The sequence below is a fragment of the Halomonas kalidii genome (genome assembly GCF_030010475.1).
Lineage (GTDB): Bacteria > Pseudomonadota > Gammaproteobacteria > Pseudomonadales > Halomonadaceae > Halomonas > Halomonas heilongjiangensis.
The window spans coordinates 298,861-320,886 of record NZ_JASCQN010000040.1 but is presented as its reverse complement, the minus strand read 5'-3'; the positions used below and the strand labels follow the sequence as shown (position 1 = coordinate 320,886).

At 69.8% G+C, this 22,026-nt stretch carries 18 protein-coding genes; 12 read left to right on the top strand and 6 right to left on the bottom strand.

Features of this window, described 5'->3' with window-relative positions; translation table 11 throughout:
- Both QLQ85_RS12515 and QLQ85_RS12510 read left to right on the top strand, forming a co-directional pair.
- The coding region (locus QLQ85_RS12515; protein ID WP_282739287.1) for an FAD-binding protein at positions 1 to 198 on the top strand (198 nt) is incomplete at its 5' end.
- 296 nt (positions 199 to 494) lie between these two features.
- Entirely contained in the window at positions 495 to 1,106 is a 612-nt protein-coding gene (locus QLQ85_RS12510) for a superoxide dismutase (protein WP_282739286.1), read from the top strand.
- A 92-nt stretch (positions 1,107 to 1,198) separates the two neighbouring features.
- Here the strand turns inward: QLQ85_RS12510 and fhuB are convergent, their stop codons facing one another.
- From fhuB to QLQ85_RS12485, 5 genes are all read right to left on the bottom strand, one after another.
- Positions 1,199 to 3,184, bottom strand: a complete 1,986-nt coding sequence (fhuB, locus tag QLQ85_RS12505; RefSeq protein ID WP_282739285.1) for a Fe(3+)-hydroxamate ABC transporter permease FhuB — start codon at positions 3,182 to 3,184, stop codon at positions 1,199 to 1,201.
- A complete protein-coding gene (locus QLQ85_RS12500; RefSeq protein ID WP_407650387.1) occupies positions 3,174 to 4,025 on the bottom strand; it encodes an ABC transporter substrate-binding protein in 852 nt (283 codons plus the stop codon). The genes fhuB and QLQ85_RS12500 overlap by 11 nt, the downstream gene beginning before the upstream one ends.
- 89 nt (positions 4,026 to 4,114) lie before the next feature.
- Complete coding sequence (locus tag QLQ85_RS12495) at positions 4,115 to 4,882, bottom strand: ATP-binding cassette domain-containing protein (RefSeq protein WP_282739284.1); 768 nt, start codon at positions 4,880 to 4,882, stop codon at positions 4,115 to 4,117.
- 59 nt (positions 4,883 to 4,941) lie between these two features.
- A complete protein-coding gene (locus QLQ85_RS12490) occupies positions 4,942 to 5,871 on the bottom strand; it encodes a sucrase ferredoxin (protein WP_282739283.1) in 930 nt (309 codons plus the stop codon).
- Complete coding sequence (locus QLQ85_RS12485) at positions 5,868 to 6,725, bottom strand: ABC transporter ATP-binding protein (RefSeq protein ID WP_282739282.1); 858 nt, start codon at positions 6,723 to 6,725, stop codon at positions 5,868 to 5,870. Before QLQ85_RS12485 ends, QLQ85_RS12490 begins: the two co-directional genes overlap by 4 nt.
- A gap of 192 nt (positions 6,726 to 6,917) precedes the next feature.
- Between QLQ85_RS12485 and QLQ85_RS12480 the strand changes: the two genes are divergently transcribed.
- Genes QLQ85_RS12480 through QLQ85_RS12435 form a run of 10 tightly spaced genes read left to right on the top strand, consistent with a single transcriptional unit; the run spans position 6,918 to position 19,668 of the window.
- Positions 6,918 to 8,360 (top strand): DHA2 family efflux MFS transporter permease subunit, encoded by a 1,443-nt coding sequence (locus QLQ85_RS12480; RefSeq protein WP_282739281.1) that lies wholly within the window; start codon positions 6,918 to 6,920, stop codon positions 8,358 to 8,360.
- A gap of 19 nt (positions 8,361 to 8,379) precedes the next feature.
- Positions 8,380 to 10,143, top strand: coding sequence for an IucA/IucC family protein (locus tag QLQ85_RS12475; RefSeq protein WP_282739280.1), 1,764 nt, complete (start codon positions 8,380 to 8,382; stop codon positions 10,141 to 10,143).
- 4 nt (positions 10,144 to 10,147) lie between these two features.
- Positions 10,148 to 12,001, top strand: a complete 1,854-nt coding sequence (locus QLQ85_RS12470) for an IucA/IucC family protein (protein ID WP_282739279.1) — start codon at positions 10,148 to 10,150, stop codon at positions 11,999 to 12,001.
- Positions 11,995 to 12,768, top strand: coding sequence for an HpcH/HpaI aldolase family protein (locus tag QLQ85_RS12465; protein WP_282739278.1), 774 nt, complete (start codon positions 11,995 to 11,997; stop codon positions 12,766 to 12,768). Before QLQ85_RS12470 ends, QLQ85_RS12465 begins: the two co-directional genes overlap by 7 nt.
- Positions 12,765 to 14,039 (top strand): type III PLP-dependent enzyme, encoded by a 1,275-nt coding sequence (locus tag QLQ85_RS12460; protein ID WP_282739277.1) that lies wholly within the window; start codon positions 12,765 to 12,767, stop codon positions 14,037 to 14,039. The genes QLQ85_RS12465 and QLQ85_RS12460 overlap by 4 nt, the downstream gene beginning before the upstream one ends.
- The gene (locus QLQ85_RS12455; RefSeq protein ID WP_282739276.1) at positions 14,036 to 15,973 is read left to right on the top strand and encodes an IucA/IucC family protein; all 1,938 of its coding nucleotides are present in this window, start codon (positions 14,036 to 14,038) and stop codon (positions 15,971 to 15,973) included. Before QLQ85_RS12460 ends, QLQ85_RS12455 begins: the two co-directional genes overlap by 4 nt.
- Positions 15,974 to 16,008: 35 nt before the next feature.
- Positions 16,009 to 17,013 carry an ABC transporter substrate-binding protein gene (locus QLQ85_RS12450; RefSeq protein ID WP_282739275.1) on the top strand — a complete coding sequence of 335 codons (1,005 nt, stop codon included), beginning with the start codon at positions 16,009 to 16,011 and terminating at the stop codon, positions 17,011 to 17,013.
- A complete protein-coding gene (locus QLQ85_RS12445) occupies positions 17,007 to 18,011 on the top strand; it encodes a FecCD family ABC transporter permease (protein ID WP_282739274.1) in 1,005 nt (334 codons plus the stop codon). The genes QLQ85_RS12450 and QLQ85_RS12445 overlap by 7 nt, the downstream gene beginning before the upstream one ends.
- Positions 18,008 to 19,042: a FecCD family ABC transporter permease gene (locus QLQ85_RS12440; protein WP_282739273.1), complete on the top strand. Its 1,035-nt coding sequence runs from the start codon at positions 18,008 to 18,010 to the stop codon at positions 19,040 to 19,042. The genes QLQ85_RS12445 and QLQ85_RS12440 overlap by 4 nt, the downstream gene beginning before the upstream one ends.
- Before the next feature lie 2 nt (positions 19,043 to 19,044).
- Positions 19,045 to 19,668, top strand: coding sequence for an RraA family protein (locus tag QLQ85_RS12435; protein WP_282739272.1), 624 nt, complete (start codon positions 19,045 to 19,047; stop codon positions 19,666 to 19,668).
- Between the two features lie 70 nt (positions 19,669 to 19,738).
- Here the strand turns inward: QLQ85_RS12435 and QLQ85_RS12430 are convergent, their stop codons facing one another.
- Entirely contained in the window at positions 19,739 to 21,871 is a 2,133-nt protein-coding gene (locus QLQ85_RS12430; protein ID WP_282739271.1) for a TonB-dependent receptor, read from the bottom strand.
- Positions 21,872 to 22,026: the final 155 nt, after the last annotated feature.

The window sequence follows — 22,026 nt, the reverse complement described above, 5'->3', positions numbered from 1 at the left end:
ACCGGCAAGATCGTCGCCCCGGAGCTGTACATCGCCGTGGGTATCTCGGGCGCCATCCAGCACCTGGCGGGGATGAAGGACTCCAGGGTGATCGTCGCCATCAACAAGGACGAGGAGGCGCCGATCTTCCAGGTCGCGGACTATGGACTGGTCGCCGACCTCTTCCAGGCGCTGCCGGAACTCGAGAGCAAGCTGTAGGGAAGATCGAGATCTTCCAGGTCGCGCTCTCCACAAGGTCAGTGGCCTGGTCGCCGACCTGTTCGAGGCGCTGCCCGAGCTGGAGCAGAAGCTGTAACGACCAGCGTGATCCAGCCGATCTCGGTCACGACGCCGGCCCCGCCAGGGGCCGGCGTCGTCGTGTCAGCAGCCTCCATAACCTCTGTCTATATGAGCGATAACGGGAATTATTAGCGTCGGGGGCGGGTGTCTGCCATCCTGAGTAGTTGAGGTCACGAGGCAACTGCCTCGCTCAGTTCATTCACGGAGGAGTCACTATGCCGCATACATTACCCGAGCTGCCCTATGGCTATGATGCCCTGGAGCCGCACATCGATGCGATGACCATGGAGATTCACCACTCCCGGCACCACCAGACCTACATCAACAACCTCAACGGGGCCCTGGAAGGCACCGGCCTCGAGGAGGTACCGGTGGACGAGCTGCTCGCCAGCCTCGACCGGGTGCCCGAGGAGAAGCGCCAGGCGGTCATCAACAATGGCGGTGGCCACTCCAACCACTCGATGTTCTGGCGGATGATGTCACCCAGCGGTGGTGGTGCGCCCAGGGGCAGGGTCGCGGCTGCCATCGACGCCGAACTGGGGGGCTTCGATGCCTTCAAGGAAGCCTTCACCAAGGCGGCACTGGGTCGCTTCGGCAGCGGTTGGGCCTGGCTGAGTGTCTCGCCGGGCGGGAAACTGGTGGTGGAAAACACGCTCAACCAGGACAGTCCGATCTCTCACGGCAATACACCGGTGCTGGGGCTGGATGTCTGGGAACACGCCTACTATCTGAAGTACCAGAACAAGCGCCCGGACTACGTGGCCGCCTTCTTCAACGTGGTCGACTGGGACGAGGTCGAGCGGCGCTATCAGCAGGCCACTGGCTGATTCGCCGATTGCAAGGATGGCACCCCGTCGGGAGTCATCCACGGTGCGAAGGGCCCCGCTCGAGGCGGGGCCCTTCGCGTGGTGTGGGCACCTCACAGCCTCCTCAAGCCCCACATGAAATAGGCGCCACCCAGCAGTGACGCGACCAGCCCGGCGGGGATCTCCTGGGGGAACAGCCACTGGCGGCCCAGCCAGTCGGCGAGCACCATCAGCAGCGCACCGACCAGGGCGGCGCCGCGCAGGTGCATGCGTGCCCGGCTGAAGCCCAGCAACCGCGCCATGTGCGGCGCCAGCAGGCCGACGAAGGAGAGCGGTCCGACCACCAGGGTGGCACAGGCGGTGAGCAGGGCGACCAGCAGCAGCAAGGCCAGGCGCGCACGATCGAGTCGCATGCCCAGGGCTCGAGCGGTGGCGGCCCCCAGCGGCAGGATATCCAGCCAACGGGAGAAGGGGTGTGCCGCCACGGCCAATGCCACGGCCAGGCCGGCGACGATGAGGGCGCTGTTCAGATCGACATAGTAGGTGGAGCCGGACAGCCAGGCGATGACCTGTTGGCCGCGGGGGTCTCCACCGCTGAGCACGATGCCGCGCACGGCATCGAACAGGGCGGTGATCGCCACCCCGGTCAGCAGCAGGCGTTCGGGGAGAAAGCCGCTGCGCCGATTCAGGATGACCAGCAGCGCCAGGATAATCAGTGCCCCCAGAGTGCCGGCGGTGACCAGCGTCAGGTTGCCGGGAGAGGGGAGCAGGAAGATGGCGCCCATCAGGGCGATGGCGCTGCCGCCACTGATCCCCAGGATCTCGGGGCTGGCCATGGGGTTGGCGGCGAGGCGCTGGACGATGGTGCCGGCGATGGCCAGCATCACGCCGCTGCCGGCGGCGGCCAGCAGGCGCGGCAGCCGCCACTCCAGAACGCCCCAGTCGTTGGTCGACAGCCATTGCCAGCCCGCCGCCGTCTGACCGACCAGCAGGGCCGCGGCGGCCGTCAGCGACAGCAGCAGCGCGAGCCCGGTCGCCAGTCGTCCGGGCGCGGGGTGGCGGTGGCCGAGGGCATGGGCCGTGCCGGGTGGCTGGTCGCCGGTCAGCTTGAGGCGTGGAATCAGCCACAGCAGCAGAGGGGCGCCGAGGGCGGCGGTCGTGGCGCCGGTGGGGATCAGCGTCGGCAGGGCGCCGGAGAAGCGCTGCAGCAGCAGGTCGGTGGTGGCCAGCAGCAGGGCGCCGAGCAGGGGCGACCAGAGCAGACGCTGGCCCAGGCGTCGGGCGCCCGCCAGTCGTACGATGTTGGGCGCGGCCAGGCCGATGAAACCGATCACCCCGACCACGCTGACCACACAGCCGGTGATGAAGACCGCCAGGCCCAGCCCGGCCAGGCGCAGATACTTGAGCGAGACGCCCAGGCTTCGGGCGCTGGCGTCGTCGAGTTCGAGCACCGCCAGCGGGCGCAGCAGCAACCAGGCCAGCAGGGCGCCGATCGCGAGACGCGGTCCAAGGAAGACGACGCCGTCCCACCCCGTCTGCGACAGCGACCCGGCACCCCAGATCAGCAGGCCCTTGAGGGCCTCCTGGTGAAAGAGCAGCAGGGCCATGGCCAACGCGCCGACATACAGGTTGACCACCAGGCCGGCCAGTACCACCACCATCGGCGCCAGGCCGCGATGCCAGGCGAGCAGAAACACCAGACCCATGGTCAGGCCGCCGCCGAGCAGTGCCACCCATTCGCGCCCGAGCAGCAGCAGACCGGGTGCCATCAGGGTGGCGACCATCAGGGCCAGGTTGGCGCCGCTGGCCACCCCGAGCGTGGTGGGAGCGGCCAGCGGATTGCGCAGCACCTGCTGCATCAGCACGCCGGCCAGGGCCAGGCCGCTGCCGGCGAGCAGGGCGATGACCAGGCGTGGCCACCAACTGTAGTGCAGGAGCAAGGCGTCGCGACTCCGCTCGGACGAGCCGAACAGGGCCTGGAGGCCCTGGAACGGGCCTTCGTGGGCCTGCAGCGTGGCCAGGATCAGCCCCAGCAGGGGGAGGGCGAGCAACAGGCAGAGGCGACCGGGGGCCGGCAGCGGGAAGGGCCTAGACGCCATCGTTGCCCTCCAGGGCCGTGGTCAGCACCTCGGCGAAGCGCCGCGCCGAGGGCAGGGCACCGAAGCTCCAGACCGGAGGGAGGCGGATCGAGGTGCCGTCCTGGACGCTCGGCAGGGCCTGCCACAGGCCGCTGCCGGCGAGCCGCTTTGCGACGCCCACCGGCAGCGGTTCCACCACCACCAGCCGTGCGTCGAGGTCGACCAGCGCCTCGATGCCTACCAGTGAAAAGCCCCAAGGGTTGGTGGGGCGCTGCCAGGCATTGGCCAGCCCCAGGCGATCGAGCACGGCCTGGTAGAGGCCGCCCGCGCCGAACACCCGCACGTGGCGGGCATCCATGAACTGCACGATGAGCAGAGGCCGTGGTTCCCCCGGAAGCCGTTCCCGGAGTTGCGCCAGCCGTGCTTCGGTCGCCTCGATCAGGGCCTCGCCGGCTGCCGGACGCTCGACCAGCCGTGCGACGCGACGGGTGAGCCGGCGCATCTGTTGCCAGGTGTCGGTGTCCGGGATATAGAGCTCGAGATTGTCCACCGGGGCGATGCGCGACAGCCGGGGTGTCAGGTTGGCGAACATCGGCGAGATCAGGATCCGGTCGGGCGAGAGGCTTGCCAGCAGTTCGAGATTGGGCTGAGTGCGCAGGCCGAGATCGATGACATCAGTGGCCAGTGCCGGTTCGCCGACCCACTCCCGGTAGGCATCGACCTGCGCCACGGCCCGGGGCATGGTGCCGAGGGCGACCAGGGTCTCGGCGATGGTCCAGTCGAGGGTGGCGATGGCGGGGGAGTCGGCGTGCGCATCGTCAACGGAGACCAGCAGCATGATCAGGCCGAACAGGCCGGCCATCAGGGCATGGCGGGGTGGGGTGGCGAGGCTGGACAAGGCGGGCTCCGCGGGTGGCTCGAGGGCTGACAGGATCGGGGCGTGACGGTCGCTCAATGCACGACGGCGACGGGATATCGGCCACCGGGATGGGGCATGACCCGCATGGGAATGCCGTAGATGGCTTCCAGGGTCTCGTCGTCCATCATCTCGGTCGGCGAGCCCTGGGCCAGCAGGCACCCACCGTGAAGAGCGACCAGGTGATCGCAGTAGCGGGCCGCCATGTTGACGTCGTGGAGGACGATGATCACGCCCAGGCCCAGTTCGCGGCAGAGCCGACGCACCAGCGCCAGGACTTCCACCTGATGGGCGATGTCCAGTGCCGCCAGGGGCTCGTCGAGCAGCAGGAAACGGCTGCCCTGGGCCAGCAGCATGGCCAGCCAGATGCGCTGGCGTTCGCCACCGGAGAGGGTATCGACCAGGCGGTCGGCGAATGCCTGCGTGTGGGTCAACTCGATGGCGCGGTCGATCCGGTCCCGGTCCTCGCGGGTATGACGACCCAGCAGGCCATGCCAGGGGTAACGGCCGAAGCCGACCAGCTCGCGGCCCAGCAGGTTCTCGGCGCTGGGCAGGTGCTGGGGCAGGTAGGCCACCTGGCGGGCGAACTCGCGGTTGCCCCAGGCGGACAGGGGGCGATCGTCGAAACACACCTCACCACGGCTGGGTGGCTGCTGCTGGGCCAGCAGCTTGAGCAGGGTCGACTTGCCGGAGCCGTTGTGACCGATCAGCCCATGGACCCGCCCTTCGTCGAAGGTCAGGTCGGTGGGGGCGAGCAATGCCTTGCCATCGATCTCGAAGGCGGCGCCTCTGAGCTCGAACATAGGGAGTGTCTCCGGCGGATGGGGCGAGGGCGTTACCATAAGGCGAATGATAATCTCTATCAATGTCGCGTGGCGATCGCCTCGAGGTGCGTGGCCACCCAGACCCGGCTGGGTGTCGGCGGGCCCGCCGCGATATCGGCACAGGTGTCGTGGCGCCGCAGGGTTCGCGCCTCGCAGGTCACGGCGAGGCGCCGCTTCTGCTCGCCGTGCCGCCAGTGCACGTTCAGACACCGGCGGTCGGCGGTCTCGGTGGCGGCATCCTCCGCCACCCGGACCTCGGGACGCAGGCCCTGCCCGGCGAGCCATTCCAGGGCGGCGACCTGGGCGCACTGCTGCAACGGGCTGAGTCGCGAGTCGCCACGGTAGCAGGGCAGGTAGGGGCGATTCGCGGCCTCGCTCTCGAGCAACGGTACGACATCCGCGTCGCTGATGCGGCCATACTTGCGCAGGGCGGGGAAGACCACGGCGCTGGCGGCGAGGCGGCAGCCGCCCAGGTGAGTGCTCTCCCACACCTCGAAGGGCAGGCCCCGGTCGGCGACGGCCGCCGCCAGCGCCCGGTAGGTGGCGTAACCGAACTTGGCGCAGCACTTGTCCTTCTTGCCATGGGTGCAGCACAGCAGCAGCGGACCCGGCGGCGGGGCGATCTCCCAGCGGGCCAGTGACTCGCCTTCCTGGAGAGTCGCGAGGAAGGCCGGCAGGGCGTCGCGCGGCACCTCGTAGCGGCGGTTCTCCGGCATCAGGTAGAGGCGGTGGCAGTCGGGGCTCTGGTCGCGTCGGTGAATCAGGTTGACCCGTCGCCCCGACTCGGCGATGGCCTCGAGACGCGCGTTCACCGCCTCGGGCATATCGCTGGCCTGGCGCAGGCTGCGTCGCCACTTCGCTCGCGGCCAACTGAGCAGCAGGTTGCGCTCGGCGTGGGCGGCGCTGCCCGCCAGGGGATCGCCCAGCGTGGCGCTCTCGCGGGCGCAGAAGCGCTGGACCACGCTCATGCCAGGACTTCCGGGTGGGGCCGGGNGGGGCCGACGGCGGCCCCGCGGACACCCCCCATGGCCGGCACACAGACCAGTCGGCCGGTACCCGGGGCGCGCATCACCTCGGCATCGAGGTCGAAGACTCGCTTGAGGTTGGCGGCGGTGAACACCGTCTCCGGCGGCCCGCAGTGCGCAATGCGTCCCTCATGCATCATCACCAGGACGTCGGCGTAGGCCGCGGCCAGGTTGAGGTCGTGGAGTACCACCAGCAGGGTACGGCCGCGCTCGTGGGCCAGCTTGACCAGCAGCTCCAGCAGATCGACCTGGACCTTGAGGTCGAGGAAGGTGGTGGGCTCGTCGAGCAGGATGAGGTCGGTCTCCTGGGCCAGCACCATGGCGATCCAGCAGCGCTGGCGCTGGCCGCCAGACAGGGCGTCCACGGGACGCGCGGCGAAGTCGGCGACCCGTGCGGTGGCCATGGCCGCGTTCACCGCTCGCTCGTCCTCCGTCGACCACTGCCGCCACAGTCGCTGGTGGGGAAAGCGTCCCATGCCGACCAGCTCGCGCACCGTCAGACCCTCCGGCGCAGTGGGGCTCTGGGGCAGGATGCCCAGCCGATGGGCGACCTCCCGGGTCCGGTAGCGGTGGATGTCGCGGCCGTCGAGCAGCACGCGGCCATCCTCGGGCATCAGGGTGCGGGCCAGGGTCTTGAGCAGCGTCGACTTGCCGCTGCCGTTGGGGCCCAGCAGCACCGTGACCCGGCCCTCCTCGACCCGGAAGTCCACGCCGTCGAGAACCCGCCTGCCCTCGTAGCCGGCGGTCAGGCGTTCGCCCTGGAGGCGTGGTGTATGGGGAGGCAGAGGGGTGTTCATCGAGAGTGCCGCGTCCTGCATGTCGAGTGGGGGGAGTATAAGCATTTCTCATTTGCATTGCGATGCCGGCATGACTTCATGCGAATGATTTTGAGAACCATTTGCATATGAGATTTTGTTGTGTCAGCCTCACTGGCGTTGTCGGGTCCCCACCGTGATCGATGGGGCCCTCGGATACGAGGATGGAGCCTCATGTCGTCGAAGGATCACGCCGCTCGCCGGATACTGGTCACCGTGCTGCTCGGGACCTTCACCGTCAGCCTCAACAACAGCGCCCTGAACCTGGCGATCCCCGAATTGATGCGGGTGTTCGACGCCGGTGCCGCCCGGGTGAGCTGGGTGATGACCCTGTTCCTGGTCGCCATGGGCATGACCATGCCGTTGACCGGCTTCCTCGCCGATCGCTGGGGAGGGCGCCGTCTCTATCTACTGGGCCTCTGGCTGTTCCTGGGCGCCTCCCTGCTCGGTGCCGTCGCCGCGAACCTGGCCTGGGTGCTGACGGCCCGGGGGCTGCAGGGGATCGCCGCGGGGCTGATGATTCCGCTGTCGCTGCCGCTGATCTTCGCCGTCTGGCCCGCCGACCGACGTGGTCGGGTGACCGGCATCTGGGGTTTTGCGGTGATGATCGCGCCGGCCATCGGGCCGAGCGTCGGCGGCCTGCTGCTGGAGTTGAGCCGCTGGCAGGCCCTGTTCCTGATGAACCTGCCGGTTGCCGTCCTGGCCCTGTGGAGCGGCCATCGCCATCTCGAGGCGGGGCGACGGGATCGGGCGCGGCGCTTCGATCTGCGCGGCTTCCTGCTGGTGACCCTGGGCGTGGGCGGGGTGCTGTTTGCCCTGGGGGCGATCTCCTCGCCGGATGACCTGCGCGAGGCGACGCGCTGGGGGCCGTTGGCCGCCGGGGCGCTGCTGCTGATCGCCTTCGTCCGGCTGGAGCGTCGAGTGGCCCATCCGCTGCTGGATCTCGGGCTGTTCGCCGTCCGTACCTACCGCGCCAGCGTACTGGTCGCCTGCGCCCAGGCCGTGGCCACCTTCGGCTGCCTGCTGCTGATCCCGATCTGGATGCAGCATGTCCAGGGGCACGACGCCCTGACCACCGGCCTGATCTTCCTGCCCACCGCCCTGATGGCGGCCGCCTGTTCGCCCTGGGCCGGCCGCCTGGTGGATCGCCGGGCGCCGCGCGGCGTGGTGACCCTGGGGTTGGTGGTGACGGCCGCCGCCCTGCTGGGCCTGGCCGCGCTGGGGCCCGAGGCGCCCCTGTGGCTGATCGTCGTGCTGATGGCGGCACGCGGGGCGGGGCTGGGCTGCGGCTATCTACCGGTGACCACGGTGGGGCTCAACGCCGTGCCCGATGCTCGTGTCGCCCAGGCCTCGGCCATCAACAACCTGTGTCGACGCCTCGCCTCGTCGCTGGGCGTCGTGGTCCTCGCCCTGCATCACGACCTGCGCACCGCCCAGCTGCTGGCCCAGGGCGCCTCCGTCCGCGCGGCCGGCCTGGCGGCGCTGGGGGAGGCCTTCGTCGCCCTGGCGCTCCTGATTCTCCTGGCGACGCTCCTGGCGTCGTCGCTTTCCTCCACTCGCCGTGAGGTAACGCCAGACCATGACCCACTTCGAGCTACCCAGAATCCCCGTCGCTGACGGGGAGCCAGGCCAGGCCATGATGCCGACTCCGCACGCGACCTGTCCCTCCTACGCCAGTCACCTGCTGGCCAAGGAGGCCACCCTGCGCGCCCTGCTCAACAGCTACCTGCGCGAGACGGGGTGCCACGACCCGCGCCACGCTGCGCCCGGGCTGGCGTCGTCGCTGCTCGACGCCGGCGAGCCCTTTCGCGTGCCCCTGCCCCAGGGCGAGCTGATCGGTACGCTGCGCTACTTCTCTCTGTCGGGGCAGCATCGCTACGGCTCGGCCTTCTACCTGCGCGACGAGCGGGGACGGGTGGTGCCGCTGGACATGCAGGACATCATCCAGCGGCTGCTGGAGGCGCTGAGCACGCCCGGTGCCGACAACACCCATGAGCTGAGGCTCTGGGACATGCGCGACAAGATTCACAACAGCTTCACCCGGATGGCCTCCCACCTCGATGACTTTCGACGCCGCCATGCCGGGGAGACGCCATCGGCGCCGGACTTCATCGGGGCCGAGCAGTCGCTCTACCTGGGGCACCCCTTCCATCCCTTCCCCAAGTGCTCCCAGGGCGTCGAGCGGCGCGTCTTCGACGACTTCAGCCCCGAACGGGGGGCACGCTTCCGGCTTCACTATCTGGCCGTGCGTCGCGACCTGCTGGTGGAGGCCTGGCTCGAGGCCCCCGATACCGGCCTGGCCGATGAGGTGCTGGAGGCCGCCCGGGAGCGGCTCGGCAAGCGTCACGTCGACTACGCCGTGCTGCCCATGCACCCCTGGCAGGCCGATTACCTGTTGCCCCAGCCGGACGTCCGGCCGCTGCTGGACGCGGGGCTGCTCGTCGATCTCGGCCTCCTGGGGCCGCTGGCCCATGCGACCTCCTCGGTGCGCTCGGTCTGGGTGCCGGAGACCGGCCACGGCTACAAGCTGCCGCTCCAGGTGCGGATCACCAACCTGATCCGCGAGAACACCCTCGAGCAGTCGCGCCGCACCCTCGATGCGGCCCGGGTCATCCACCACCTGCACGACGACCTGGAGAGCGATGCCTTCCGGGTGGTGATGGAGACCGGCTATCGCACCCTCGACGGCGACCACCCGGCCCTGGCCGCCCACCGCGTGCCCGCCTTCACGGTCATCTGTCGGCCGATGCCCGCCGAGGCGCGCGAGGCCTGCGTGGTGGCGTCGCTGCTGGAACCCTATCCCGGCGAGGACGAGCCCAAGCTGATCGCGGCGATCCGCCAGGGTGCGGGGTGCGAGCCGGACCTGCATCGCTGGTTCGCGGCCTACCTGGAGGTCGCCATGGTGCCGATCCTGGAAGTCCTGGCGCGCACCGGCGTCAGCTTCGAGGCGCACCTGCAGAACACCCAGCTGCGCCTGGAGGGCGGCTGGCCCCGCACCCTCTTCGTGCGCGACCTGGAGGGGGTCAGCCTGGACCGCGAGCGGGTCACCGGCGCGGCCTGGTGGCCCGGGTTGGGCATCGCCGCGGACAGCCCGCTGCTCTATCCCGCCGAGGTCGCCTGGCAGCGCACCCAGTACTACTTCTTCGTCAACCATCTGGGCGGCGTGGTGCATGCCCTGGCCAGTCATCTCGGCGTCGACGAGGGCGAGTTCTGGCGCCTGGCCGGCGAGCGCCTGGCGCGCCTGCGCGAGGCCCCGGACCCTCGACTGGCCGGCTATGCCGAGGAGTTGCTGCAGGCCGACCACTGGCCGGCCAAGGCCAACTTCCTGAGCTGTTTCCGGCAGCGCGGCGACACCCCGCTGTTCATCGACGTCATCAACCCCATCAAGCGAGCCCGCTAGACCCATGGAAGCGATCCTTCACCCCCCCAGAACGGGCGTCGGCCACTGGCAGCTGCCGACGTCACCGGAATATGCCCGTGTGGAGCAGCGCGTGCTGCGCCAATTGATCCAGGGCCTGCTCTTCGAGGCCGTGCTGCCGGTCACCGAAGGCGAGTCGACGGGGGCGGGCGAATGGCGCCCGCTGACGCTCGTCGGACGCGACGCCGAGGGACGTGCAGTGCACTACACCGCGCTGGGCGTGCGCAAGGCGAGCTTCGGCCGATTGCGCCTGGCGCCGCAACCGGTGCAGCGGCAGACGGCGGACGGCCGCCGCGGCGAGGCGACCCTGGCGGGCTTCATGGCCGAGGTGATGGCCGAGATCGTCCCCGCGGAGCGCCTGCCGGCCCTGATGGAGGAGCTGCAGCAGACCCTGCTCAAGGACGTCCAGTCGCGGGTGATGAGCGGCATGCCGACCGTTCCGGATCCGGACTGGGACCACGATGCCTGGGAGGGCCGCCTGCAGGAGGGCCACCCCTACCATCCCAGCTACAAGTCGCGGCTCGGCTTCTCCCTGGACGACAACGCCGCCTACGGCCCGGAGTTCTGCCGGGATATCCACCCGGTCTGGCTGGCCGTGGCCCGGGACGACTGCCGGGTCTCGGCCTCCGACTCGATCCGGCTCGGTGCCTTCCTGCGTGACGAACTGGGCGAGGCAGTCGTGGCCCGCTTCCGTCGCCAACTGGTCGCGGCGGGACGGCGCCCCCAGGACTTCGCCTTCCTGCCCGTGCACCCCTGGCAGTGGACCCATGTCATCCTGCCGACCTTCCAGGCCGAGCTGGCCGCCGGACGCCTCTTCCATCTGGGGGCGGCCGACGACGCCTATCGCGCCCAGCAGTCGATCCGCACCCTGGCCAACGCCAGTCGACCGCGGCGCGCCAATCTCAAGCTGGCGCTGAGCATCACCAATACCTCCACCAGTCGCATCCTGGCCGCCCACACCGTGGAGAACAGTGCGCGGATCAGCGACTGGCTCCACGACCTGGTCGCCCGGGATGCCACGGCGGGGCACTGCGACGTGGTCATCCTGCGCGAGGTGCTGGGCGTGGCCCATGACGTCTCGCGCCTGGGCGAGCCGCGCCGCTCCGTGGCCTACGGCGCCCTGGGCGCCGTATGGCGGGAGAGCCTGCACCGCCACCTTCGCCCGGGCGAGCGCGCCCTGGCCTTCAACGGCCTGACCCAATTGGCGGCCTCGGGAGCGCCGATGCTCGATGGCTGGGTGCGCCGCTACGGCGTCGCGGCCTGGGCCCGGCGGCTGCTCGAGGTCACGGTGACGCCGCTGATCCATCTGCTCTACGCCCACGGCATCGGCCTGGAGTCCCACGGCCAGAACATCCTGCTGATCCATCGCGACGGCTGGCCGGAGCGCATCGCGCTCAAGGACTTCCATGATGGCGTGCGCTACAGCGTGCCATTGCTGGCCGAGCCCGAGCGGGCGCCGAACCTGGTGCCGGAGCCGGCCAGCCACGCCGCCGTCAACCGCAACTCCTACATCCAGACCGACGTCGCCGACGAGGTGCGCGACTTCACCTACGACGCCTTCGTGTTCATCTGCCTGACCGAGCTCTGCCTCTGCCTGGAGCAGCACTACGACCTGCCCGAGGCGACCTTCTGGGCGATGACCGCCGAGACGATCCTTGCCTACCAGGCGGCGCATCCGGCGCTGGCCGAGCGCTTCGCGCTGTTCGACCTCTTCGCGCCGACGGTGAGTATCGAGGAGCTGACCAAGCGGCGCCTGTTCGGCGACGCCGACAAGCGCTTCGCCACCCGTGACAACCCGCTCCATGTCCATCGTCCCGTATCCGAGGTGCCGTCATGCTGACCCCCAACCGACTGAAACAGCGCCTGGCCCGGGACGAGACGGTCGTCGGCCTGTTCGCCTCGATCCCCACGGCGGTGACCGTCGAGATGATCGGCCAGGCCGGCTTCGACTTCGTGATCCTCGACACCGAGCACAGCCTGGTGAACCCCGAGACCCTGGAGCACATGCTGCGCGCCGCGGAGCTCGCCGGGCTCACCGCCCTGGTGCGGGTCGCGCGTCCCGATCCGGCCATCGTGGTGCCGCTACTCGATGGCGGGGCCCGGGGCATCGTGCTGGCCGACGTCCAGGGCCCCGAGGAGGTGCAGGCGCTGCACGACTGCCTGCGCTTCCACCCGCTGGGCCGGCGCAGCATGAACAGCGGCCGTCCGGGCCGCTTCGGCGCCGACGACCTGACGGACTACCTGCAGCGTGCCAACCAGGCACTCATGCTGGTGCCCATGATCGAGAGCCGGGAAGGGGTGGACAACCTCCCGGCCATCCTGCGGGTCCCGGGCGTGGACATGGTGCTCGAGGGGGCGGCGGACCTGTCGCAGTCGCTGGGGCTGCCCTGGCAGACCGAGGCGCCGGCAGTGACCGAGGCCCTGGACCGGATCCACGCCGCCTGCCGACGCGCCGAGGTGCCGTTCTGCGCCATTCCCCGCAGTGACGCACGCCGCGGCGACTGGTGCGAACGGGGCGTACGGGCCTTCGTGCTGGGCGACGAGCGCGGCACGGCCTTCCGTGCCCTGCAGGCCGCCCTGGCGCCCTATCGGGAGGCCAGCGCATGACGAGTCTGACCAAGCTTCGGGCCGCGGCCCCCTGGTGCCCGCCCTCGGCGGCGCTCGTCCGGCGCCTGGCGGCTCTCGCCGAGCCGGCCTCCGACGGCCGGCATGAGCCGGTCTGCGCCTACCTCTACGACCTCGCGGCGCTGCGCGAGCATGTGAGCGCGATGCTGACGGGATTGCCGGCGCGCTGTCGGCTCTACTACGCCGTCAAGGCCAACCCCGATCCCCGCCTCATCGCGGTCCTCGCGCCTCTGGTGGCGGGCTTCGAGGCCGCCTCGATCGGCGAGATTCGCCGCATCCGCGGGGTGAGCGATGCGGCCCCGATCATCTTCGGCGGTCCCGGCAAGAAGGACGCCGAGCTCGAGGAGGCCCTCGAGCTCGGCGTGGAGCGGATCCACGTCGAGAGCCTGCACGAGCTGCGCCGGCTGCACCTGATCGCCGAGCGCCGTGGGCAGGTGGTGCCCATCCTGCTGCGGGTCAACCTGCATGATGCCCTGCCCGAGGCCACCGTCACCATGGCGGGGCGAGCCACCCAATTCGGCATCGACGAGCCCCTGGTGGCGGAGGCGATCGAGGAGGCGAGCCGCAGCCCGGCGCTGCGCCTCGACGGCTTCCACATGCACTCGATCTCCAACAACCTCGACGCCCGCCTGCACGCACGGCTGGTGGCCACCTACCTGGCGCGGGTCAAGGCCTGGGTGGAACGCTTCGACCTGACGATCCGCTGCGTCGACGCCGGCGGCGGCTTCGGCGTCTCCTACGACGAACGCCCGGATTTCGACTGGACGGCCTTCCTCGACGAGCTGCGCATGGTGCTCGATGCGGACCCGTTGCCCGGGGCGACGCTGCTCTTCGAGCCCGGCCGCTACCTCGTCGCCTTCTGCGGCTACTACGCGGCCGAGGTCATCGATCTCAAGCAGAGCCACGGGAGGCATTTCGCCATCCTGCGCGGCGGCACCCACCACTTCCGCCTGCCCGCCTCCTGGCGGCACGACCACCCCTTCGAGGTAATGCCCATCGACCACTGGCCCTATCCCTTTCCGCGCCCCGCGCTCGCCGGCCGGCGCGTGACCCTGGCCGGCGAGCTGTGCACGCCCAAGGACGTGCTGGCCAGCGAGGTGCCGGTGGGGCGACTGCAGGTGGGCGACCTGGTGCTCTTCCATCGCGCCGGCGCCTACGGCTGGACCATCTCGCACCACGACTTCCTGGGACATCCCCATCCCCTGCACCTGTACATCGACCGCCGTTCCGGCGAGGAGGAGTGTGCCTCATGAACGCGACCCCATCACCGTCCCCGACGACCGCCGACCAGGCCGGACGGCTCGCCGAGGCGCGCGTCCTCGGTGACCTCGTCGACACCCTGCTGGCCGAGGGCTTCCTCGACGACCAGCCCCACGACCGGCCGGCCCCCGACACCCTGCCCGCGGACCTGGCCTGGCCGCCGGGTGCCGAGTGCCTGCGCTGGTGGACCGCGCACGAGGCGGGACAGGCGGTGCTCATCCCGGTGCGCGCCGCCGTCCTGCCGCCGCGTCGGCATGTCGCTGCCGCCGGGGTCTTCACGGCGCGCTGGCGGGCCGACGGCAGTATCGCCGAGTGGTGTCGCCTGACGCCGGGTGAACTGCTGGAGCGGGTGGTGGCCCACTGCCTGGACGCGCAGCAGCGTCGGCAGCCGGGGGTGGCCAATGTACGGCGCCTGCTGGCCACCACCCTGTGGCAGACCCGCCAGTCGATCGCCGAGAGCGCATCGCTGGAGGCGCCGCTGGCGATGCCGATGGCGGCGGGCTTCCAGGCCCTGGAGCGACGCGCCGCCCTGCGCGATCGCCCCTTTCATCCCCTGGCCAAGGCCAAGGAGGGGCTCGACGAGGCCGGTCATCGGCGCTACGCGGCGGAGTTCGACCGGCCCATCCGGCTGCGCTGGCTCGCCATGCGGCGGGACTGTCTGGCCTGCGGCAGCGGGGGTGCCGGAGCGCCGGCGCCGCTGACGCTGGTGCTGAGTGAGGCGGAGCGCGGTGAGCTCGAGGCGGAAATGGCGCGGCGCGGGCTGTCCAGCGCGGATTACCTGGCCTTGCCGGTGCATCCCTGGCAGCTGGAGCACGGGCTGCCCCGCCACCTCGCCGGGATGCTGGAGGCGGGGGAGGGCGTGGTGCTGGAGGTCGCCGCGGGCGACTTCCAGGCCACCTCGTCGCTGCGCTCCCTGGCACCCCTCGACGGCGGCCGCTACTACCTGAAGCTGCCCATGGCGGTCTTCTCGCTGGGAGCCGCCCGCTACCTGCCGGCGGTCAAGCTGATCAACGGCGAGCAGGGGCAGACCATGCTCGAGCAGGCCAGGCGGCTGGACCCGGTGCTGCAGGGCCGGTTGCACCTCTGCGACGAGCGTCGCTGGTGGTCCTACCTGCCGGAGGGCAGCGGGCTGTTCGACGATCCGCCTCGCCACCTGGGGGCGTTGGTGCGGGAGTACCCGGCCGCGCTGCTGGAGGATCCGGCGGTGCGCCTGATCCCCATGGCGGCGCTCGGGGTGGCGAACACCGAGGCGGGGCATCCCTTCGACGAGTGGCGGCGCCACCGCGGCCTGGCCGAGGGGCCGGAGGCCGTCGTCACCCTGTTCGGCGAGGTGTGCACCACCTTCTTCGACATCGTGCTGCGCCTCTACCGCCTGGGCCTGATGCCCGAGCTCCACGGCCAGAATGCGGTGCTGGTGTGGCGAGGCGGCCATCTCGAGGGGCTGCTGCTGCGCGACCACGACTCGGTACGCCTGCATCGACCCTGGCTCGACCGCCACGGCATCGACGACCCGCAGTACCGGATCCGTCCCGGCTACTCGAACAGCCTCTACAACGAGGCCCCGAGCGACCTGCTGTTCTATCTTCAGACCCTGGGCATCCAGGTCAACCTGCTGGCGATCATCGAGACCCTGACCGAGCACTATGCCCTGACGGAGGCGGCGCTGTGGCACGAGCTGCGCACCCGTCTCGAGGCGCGGATCGCGGCCCTGCCGTTCGACGGTGAGCAGCGGCGTACCCTGCAGCGGGTGCTGTTCGACGCCCCGCGCTGGCCGCTGAAGTGCGTGCTGGGTCCGCTGTTCGAGCAGCAGGGCGTACCCGGCAGCATGCCCTCGGGCAAGTCGAGCCTGCCCAACCCCTTCCACAGCCAAGCCCTGGCGGCCAGGGAGAGGAATGGGGCGTGCGTTGCCCCCGCCGAACCTGTATAACGAGCGCCGTGCTTTTATAACAGAGAATGCTTCTCATGGGCTTTTCCTGTCTCCAACGCCTGTGTCGCCCCCTGCTGCTGGGGGCCTGCCTGGCGCTGGTCGCCAGTGCGGGGGCGGCGAGTGCCGGGGTCGGCGAGCGACCCGAACGTATCGTGACCCTCTACCAGGGGGCCACGGACAGCGCCCTGGCCCTGGGACTTGCGCCCGTCGGTGTGGTCGAGTCCTGGCTGGAGCGGCCCATGTACCGCTACCTGCGCGAGGCTCTCCCCGAGGACGTACGCTACCTGGGGCTGGAGACCCAGCCCGACCTGGAGGCGGTGGCGGGCCTCGCCCCCGACCTGATCGTCGGCGCCCGCTATCGCCACGCCGCCGTCTACCCCCTGCTGTCGCGTATCGCCCCGACGGTGATCGCCGACACCGCCTACGACTTCGAGTCCATGCTCGAGCTGATGGGGGAGGCCACCGGACGCCAGACCCGGGCCCGGGCGCTGCTCGACGCCTGGCAGGCGCGGGTCGTCGACTTCCGCTGCCGGGCCGCCGCCGCGCTGGGCGATGCCTGGCCGCAGAGCGTGTCGGTGGTCAGCTTCCGCGGTGACCATGCGCGCCTCTACTACGACGGCTTCGCCCGCCGCATCCTCGACCAATTGGGCCTGCGCCGGCCCGCGGGCCAGGACGGCCCCGGCTGGGGCATCAAGTTGGTCAGTCGGGAGAGCCTGCCGGCCATGGACGCCGACACCATCTTCGTCTTCATGCGCGACGACCCGGCAGTGGCCGAACTCCATCGCGACTGGACGTCGCATCCGCTGTGGCAGAGCCTCGAGGCGGTCGAGAGGGGGCGGGTCTACCGGGTCGATCCGGTACTCTGGAGCATGGGGGCCGGGATTCTGGCGGCCAATCGGCTGCTCGACGAACTCTACGCCCACTATGGTCTGCACAATCCTGACTTGCAGGAATCGAGCCGGCAGAGCCGGGACTCGCTGGCGCTGGCCGGGGACCGGCAAGGCGACGATCGGCGACAAGGGGAGGGCGAGACGTGCTGACGAGCCCTGCCGCCAAGCTCGTGGGCCTGCTGCTGGCAGTGGCCCTGGTGCTCGTCACCGGCCTGGCCAGCCTGGCACTGGGCGTGACCGAGATCCCCGCGGCCACCCTGGTGGAGGCCTTCCTCGCCCCCGACCCGGGATCGACGCCGCAGCTGATCCTGCTGACCGAACGCCTGCCCCGAGCGGCGATCGCCGCGCTGGTGGGGGCTAGCCTGGCGGTGGCCGGCGCCCTGATGCAGACCCTGACCCGCAACGCCCTGGCGGCCCCGAGCATTCTCGGCATCAACGCCGGCGCCATGTGCTTCGTGGTGCTGGGCAGCACGCTCTTCGCCTTGCGCTCGCCGCTGGCCCTGGTCTGGGTGGCTTTCCTCGGCGCCCTGGTGGCGGCTCTGCTGGTCGCCCTGCTGGGTCGCGATCGGAGCGGGGGCATCTCGCCGGTGCGCGTGGTGCTGGCCGGGGTGGCGGTCACTGCGCTGTTCGTCTCGCTGGCCCAGGGGCTGCTGATCATCGATCAGGAGCGCTTCGAGAGCCTGCTGCTGTGGCTGGCAGGCTCCGTGGCGGGACGCGACCTCGAGGTGGTGACGCCGCTGCTGCCGTTCTTCCTGATCGCCGCCGGCGTCTGCCTGCTGCTGGTGCGCCAGCTCAACCTGCTGGTGCTGGACGACGAGGTGGTCAAGGGGCTGGGGCAGCGCACCGGGCGGGTCAAGCTGCTGGCCGGGGCCGTGGTCATCGTACTGGCCGGTGGTGCCGTGGCGCTGGCCGGCATGATCGGCTTCGTGGGGCTGATCGTGCCGCATATGGTGCGTGCCCTGTTCGGTCGCGACCATCGCTGGGTACTGCCGGGATGCGCCCTGCTGGGGGCCGGCCTGCTGCTCGGCGCCGACACCCTGGCGCGTTTCCTGATGCCGCCCCAGGAGGTGCCGGTGGGCGTGATGACGGCACTGCTCGGCACCCCGTTCTTTCTCACTCTCGCCCGCCGCCGGAGCCTGGCGCCATGAGCCATCCCCTTGTCCTGCGTGCCGCCGGTGGCCGGCTGTCGCTGTCCCTCGAGCGCCGAACCCTGACGGTGACGCTGCTGCTGGCCCTGGCACTTGCCATCAGCGCCCTGGTCTCGTTGAGTCTCGGCAGCCAGACCACGCCGCCCGCGGCGGTGCTGGAGGCGCTGTTGTTCCCCGAACGCAGCGACATCGCCCTGATCGTTCACGAGATTCGCCTGCCGAGGGTGCTGCTGGCGATCATGGTGGGGGCTTGCCTGGGCGTGGCGGGGCTGCTGTTGCAGGGCCTGGTGCGCAACCCCCTGGCCTCGCCGGACGTGATCGGCATCACCGGCGGCGCCTCCCTGGCAGCGGTCACCTTCCTGGCACTGGGCGGGACGGTCCTGAGCGAGGCCTGGTTACCGCTGGCGGCGCTGGGCGGCGCGCTGATGGTGGCGCTGGGCATCGTCGCCCTGGCCGGCCGCGGCATGATGCCAGCCAGGCTGGTGCTGGTCGGTATCGGCATCGCCGCCGCCCTGAGCGCGGCCACCACCCTGGTGCTGGTGCTCAGCCCCGATACCACGGCGATGCAGGCCTACGTGTGGCTGACCGGCAGCCTCTATGCCGCCCAGTGGCGTGAGGTGGCCGCACTGGCACCCTGGGTGGTGCTGGGGTTGCCCCTGGCGCTGGGGCTGGCGCGACGCCTGGACGTGCTGGCGCTCGGTGACGACCTGGCCACAGGGCTCGGCAACGCGGTGGGGGGGACCCGTCTGGCGTTGCTGCTGCTGGCGGTGGCCCTGGCCGGTGCGTCGGTGGCGTTCGCCGGTGGGCTGAGCTTCATCGGCCTGATCGCGCCCCATATCGCGCGGCGACTGGTGGCGCGCGGCCATACCGGCCTGGTGCCGGCGAGTGCGCTGGTCGGCGCGCTGATCCTGCTGCATGCCGACCTGCTCGGCCGCCTCGCCTTTCTGCCCCGTGACTTGCCGGCGGGTATCTTCGTCGCCGGCATCGGGGCACCGTTCTTCGTCTATCTGCTCCATCGCTGGAGAACCTGACCATGTTCGATATTCGTCCCCGAGTGGTGGGGGCTTCGCCCGAGCTGCAGGCGCGCTACCGGGAGGTGGCCACCTCCACCCTGGGGCATTTCACCGACTTCGGCGCCATATCCGGTCTTATTCCCGTGCGGCGCCCGGTGCGACTGCTGGGCAATGCGCTGACGGTGCGCATTCCGCATCTCGACGGCAGCGTCATACGCCGGGCGCTGCAGCTGGCCGCACCGGGCGATGTGCTGGTGATCGACGTGGCCGGCGACGAGCGTCGCGCCTGCTGGGGTGAGCTCAGAACCTACGCAGCGCTGCGCAAGGAACTGGCGGGGGTGGTGACCTCGGGGTGTGTGACCGATACGGCCGAGCTCACTCGCCTGTCGCTGCCGATCTACTCTCGGGGCGCGAGCCCGCTGACCACCCGCGCCCTGGACCTCGAGGGCGAGGTCAATGTGCCGGTCGCCATCGATGGCGTGGCGATCCGCCCGGGTGACCTGATGATCGGCGATGACGACGGCCTCTTCGCGCTTGCGCCCGAGCGCGCCGCGGCACTGCTGGCGCCCGCCCTCGACAAGCAGGCCGGCGAAGCGGCGCGGCGTGGGGAACTCATGGCCGCGTATCCCGACTGGTGGCGTTGACTGCCGTGACGAAAGAACGGCGCCCGCAGGCGCCGTCACACAGTAAGCCGGGCCCCGCTGGGGCCGGCGATCAGAAATCCAGCTGGTAGCCGAGGGTGAAGGTGCGTCCGCGGCCCTTGAAGTAATATTCGTCGCTGATCCGCGCCGACTGGGAGTAGTAGGTGACGTAATCCTCGTCGGTCAGGTTCTCGATGCCGAAGGTGGCACGGCCCACCGGCAGGCGATAGGCCAGGGAGGCGTCGACCAGGGGGTAGCCGTCGAATTCGAGTTCGGGATCGTCGACGCTGCGGTCGAAGTAGTAGCTGGTCTGCAGGTGCGAGGAGAGCCGGTCGCTCCAGGCCGCGCTCCAGCTCAGGCGCAGGGTGTCCGGGGCGATGTTGAGCCCGGTCAGCTTGGTGTCGACGCGGCCGTCGCCATCGGTATCCGACTTGCCTTCGGCATGGGTGTATGAGAGCCGCAGGTCGTGGGCATCGCCGAGGCGCATCTCACCGGTGGCCTCCACCCCCCGGATCTCGGTCTTCTCGCGACTGCCGACGAAGACGCCGTTCTCTTCGGTGAGACGCTCGCCGAAATCGGAATCCGACTCGTAGTAGCTCAGCTCGAGGCCGTAGCGGTCCCAGTCGAAGCGTGCCCCGATCTCGCGGTTCTCGGTGACGATCGGCTGCAGCTGCAGCAAGGTGTCGATGTCCTGGCCGGGCTCCCCGATGCCGCGCAGTACCCGACCCACATCGGGCATGCCGAAGCCCTCGGAATAATTGGCATAGAGCTGCGCCCAGTCGGTGACCTGGTAGACCAGCCCCAGGTTGTAGAGGGTCTCGTCGAAGCTTGGGGTGCCGCCCTCGACGGTGACGTTGTCCTGGGTGACATTGCTGCGATCGATGGTCGAGAAGGTATCGACATCGAGTTCGGCGTACTCGTGCCGCACCCCGGAGTGCAGGGTCAGCGAGTCGGTCAGGCTGAGGTCGCCCTGCAGGAAGGCGGCATAGTTGCGGAACTGCGTCTCGGGCACGTAGGTGCGGTCGGTGTGGACCAGCATCTGCCGGGTCTCGTCCTGCAGCACATCGAGGCCGGTGGTCAGCTTCAGGCGGTCGTCGAGCAGGCCGTCACGGCTGAGGGTAAACTTGCCACCCAGCTTGTCGGATTCGTTGCGGGTCTGGTCGAACTGGGTGTTGCCCGCCCCATCCAGGTAGGGGAAGAAGGGGGTGGTGGCGAACCGGGCGCGGAAGCGCTGACGGTAGACCTGGGCATCCAGCTCGTTGCCGAACCAGTCGGCATGCGAGTAGGCGAACCGTGCCGTGGTGACCTCGTTGAAGCCGGGGTCGCCATCGGGGTCGCCCTTGCGGGCGGTGGTCGGGATACCCGCGGCGCGATCTCCGATCACCGGCACGTAATCGTCGCCCTCTTCCAGGTCGAAATGGTTGAGGGAGAACTCGAGATTCTGATTGTCATCGATCCAGTAGCCGAGCTTGCCGAAGAGGTCGTAGTTCGTGGAGTTCTGCAGTTCCCCCGGGTAGGCGATGCCGACGATCTCGTCGTTGCCATCGAAGAAGACGCCGCGCTCCTGGCGACTGACGGCGCCCAGGTAATCCCAGTCGCCGCTCTGGCCGCTGATGCGGTAGTCCAGCTTGTGGCCGAAACCCTCGGATTCGAAGTCATCGTCAGTGGTCAGACTGACGCCGGCGTGCTGGTTGAGCTCACCGGTGTCGGCACGCCTGGTGACGTAGTTGATGATACCGCCGGTGGCACCCAGGCCGTGCTCGGCACTGGCGCCGTGGATCACCTCGATGCGTTCGACCATGGACAGGTCGATGGTGTAGCTGTCCCGGGCGCTGTCACGCAGCGGGTTGGACTGCGGGACGCCATCGATCATGAACAGCGGCGAACGGCCGCGAAAGCTCTCGCCGGCGTTGGAGAGCTTCTGGCGACTGGGGGAGTAGGACGGGATCAGGTTGCTGAGCACCTGGCCGGGATCCTGGGTGATGGCCAGCTGCTGCTCGATCTGCTCGCGGGTGATCACCGTGACCTTCTGGGGGGTCTGGCCGGCCTGGCTCTTGTTGCGGGTGGCGGTCACCACCAGCGGCGAGAGGTCGCGGGAGGTCGCGGTCTCGTCGCCGGTGGACTGGGCGATGGCCAGGGACGGCAGGGTGGAGCCGAGCATTGCCGGAATCAGCCAGGCGATGCGCGTCTTGACGGGATGGGACATCTCGAGTGGTTCCCTTGCTTGGAGTTGGCAGTGAACGTTGGAGGCTTCGACGAGGCGACGGGACAGGTCAGTCGAAACCAAAGCGAATGATAATCCTTATTATTTGCAGTATCAATGATGTCGCGCCCGGTGGGCCCGGCAAGGCGCGATGCCCG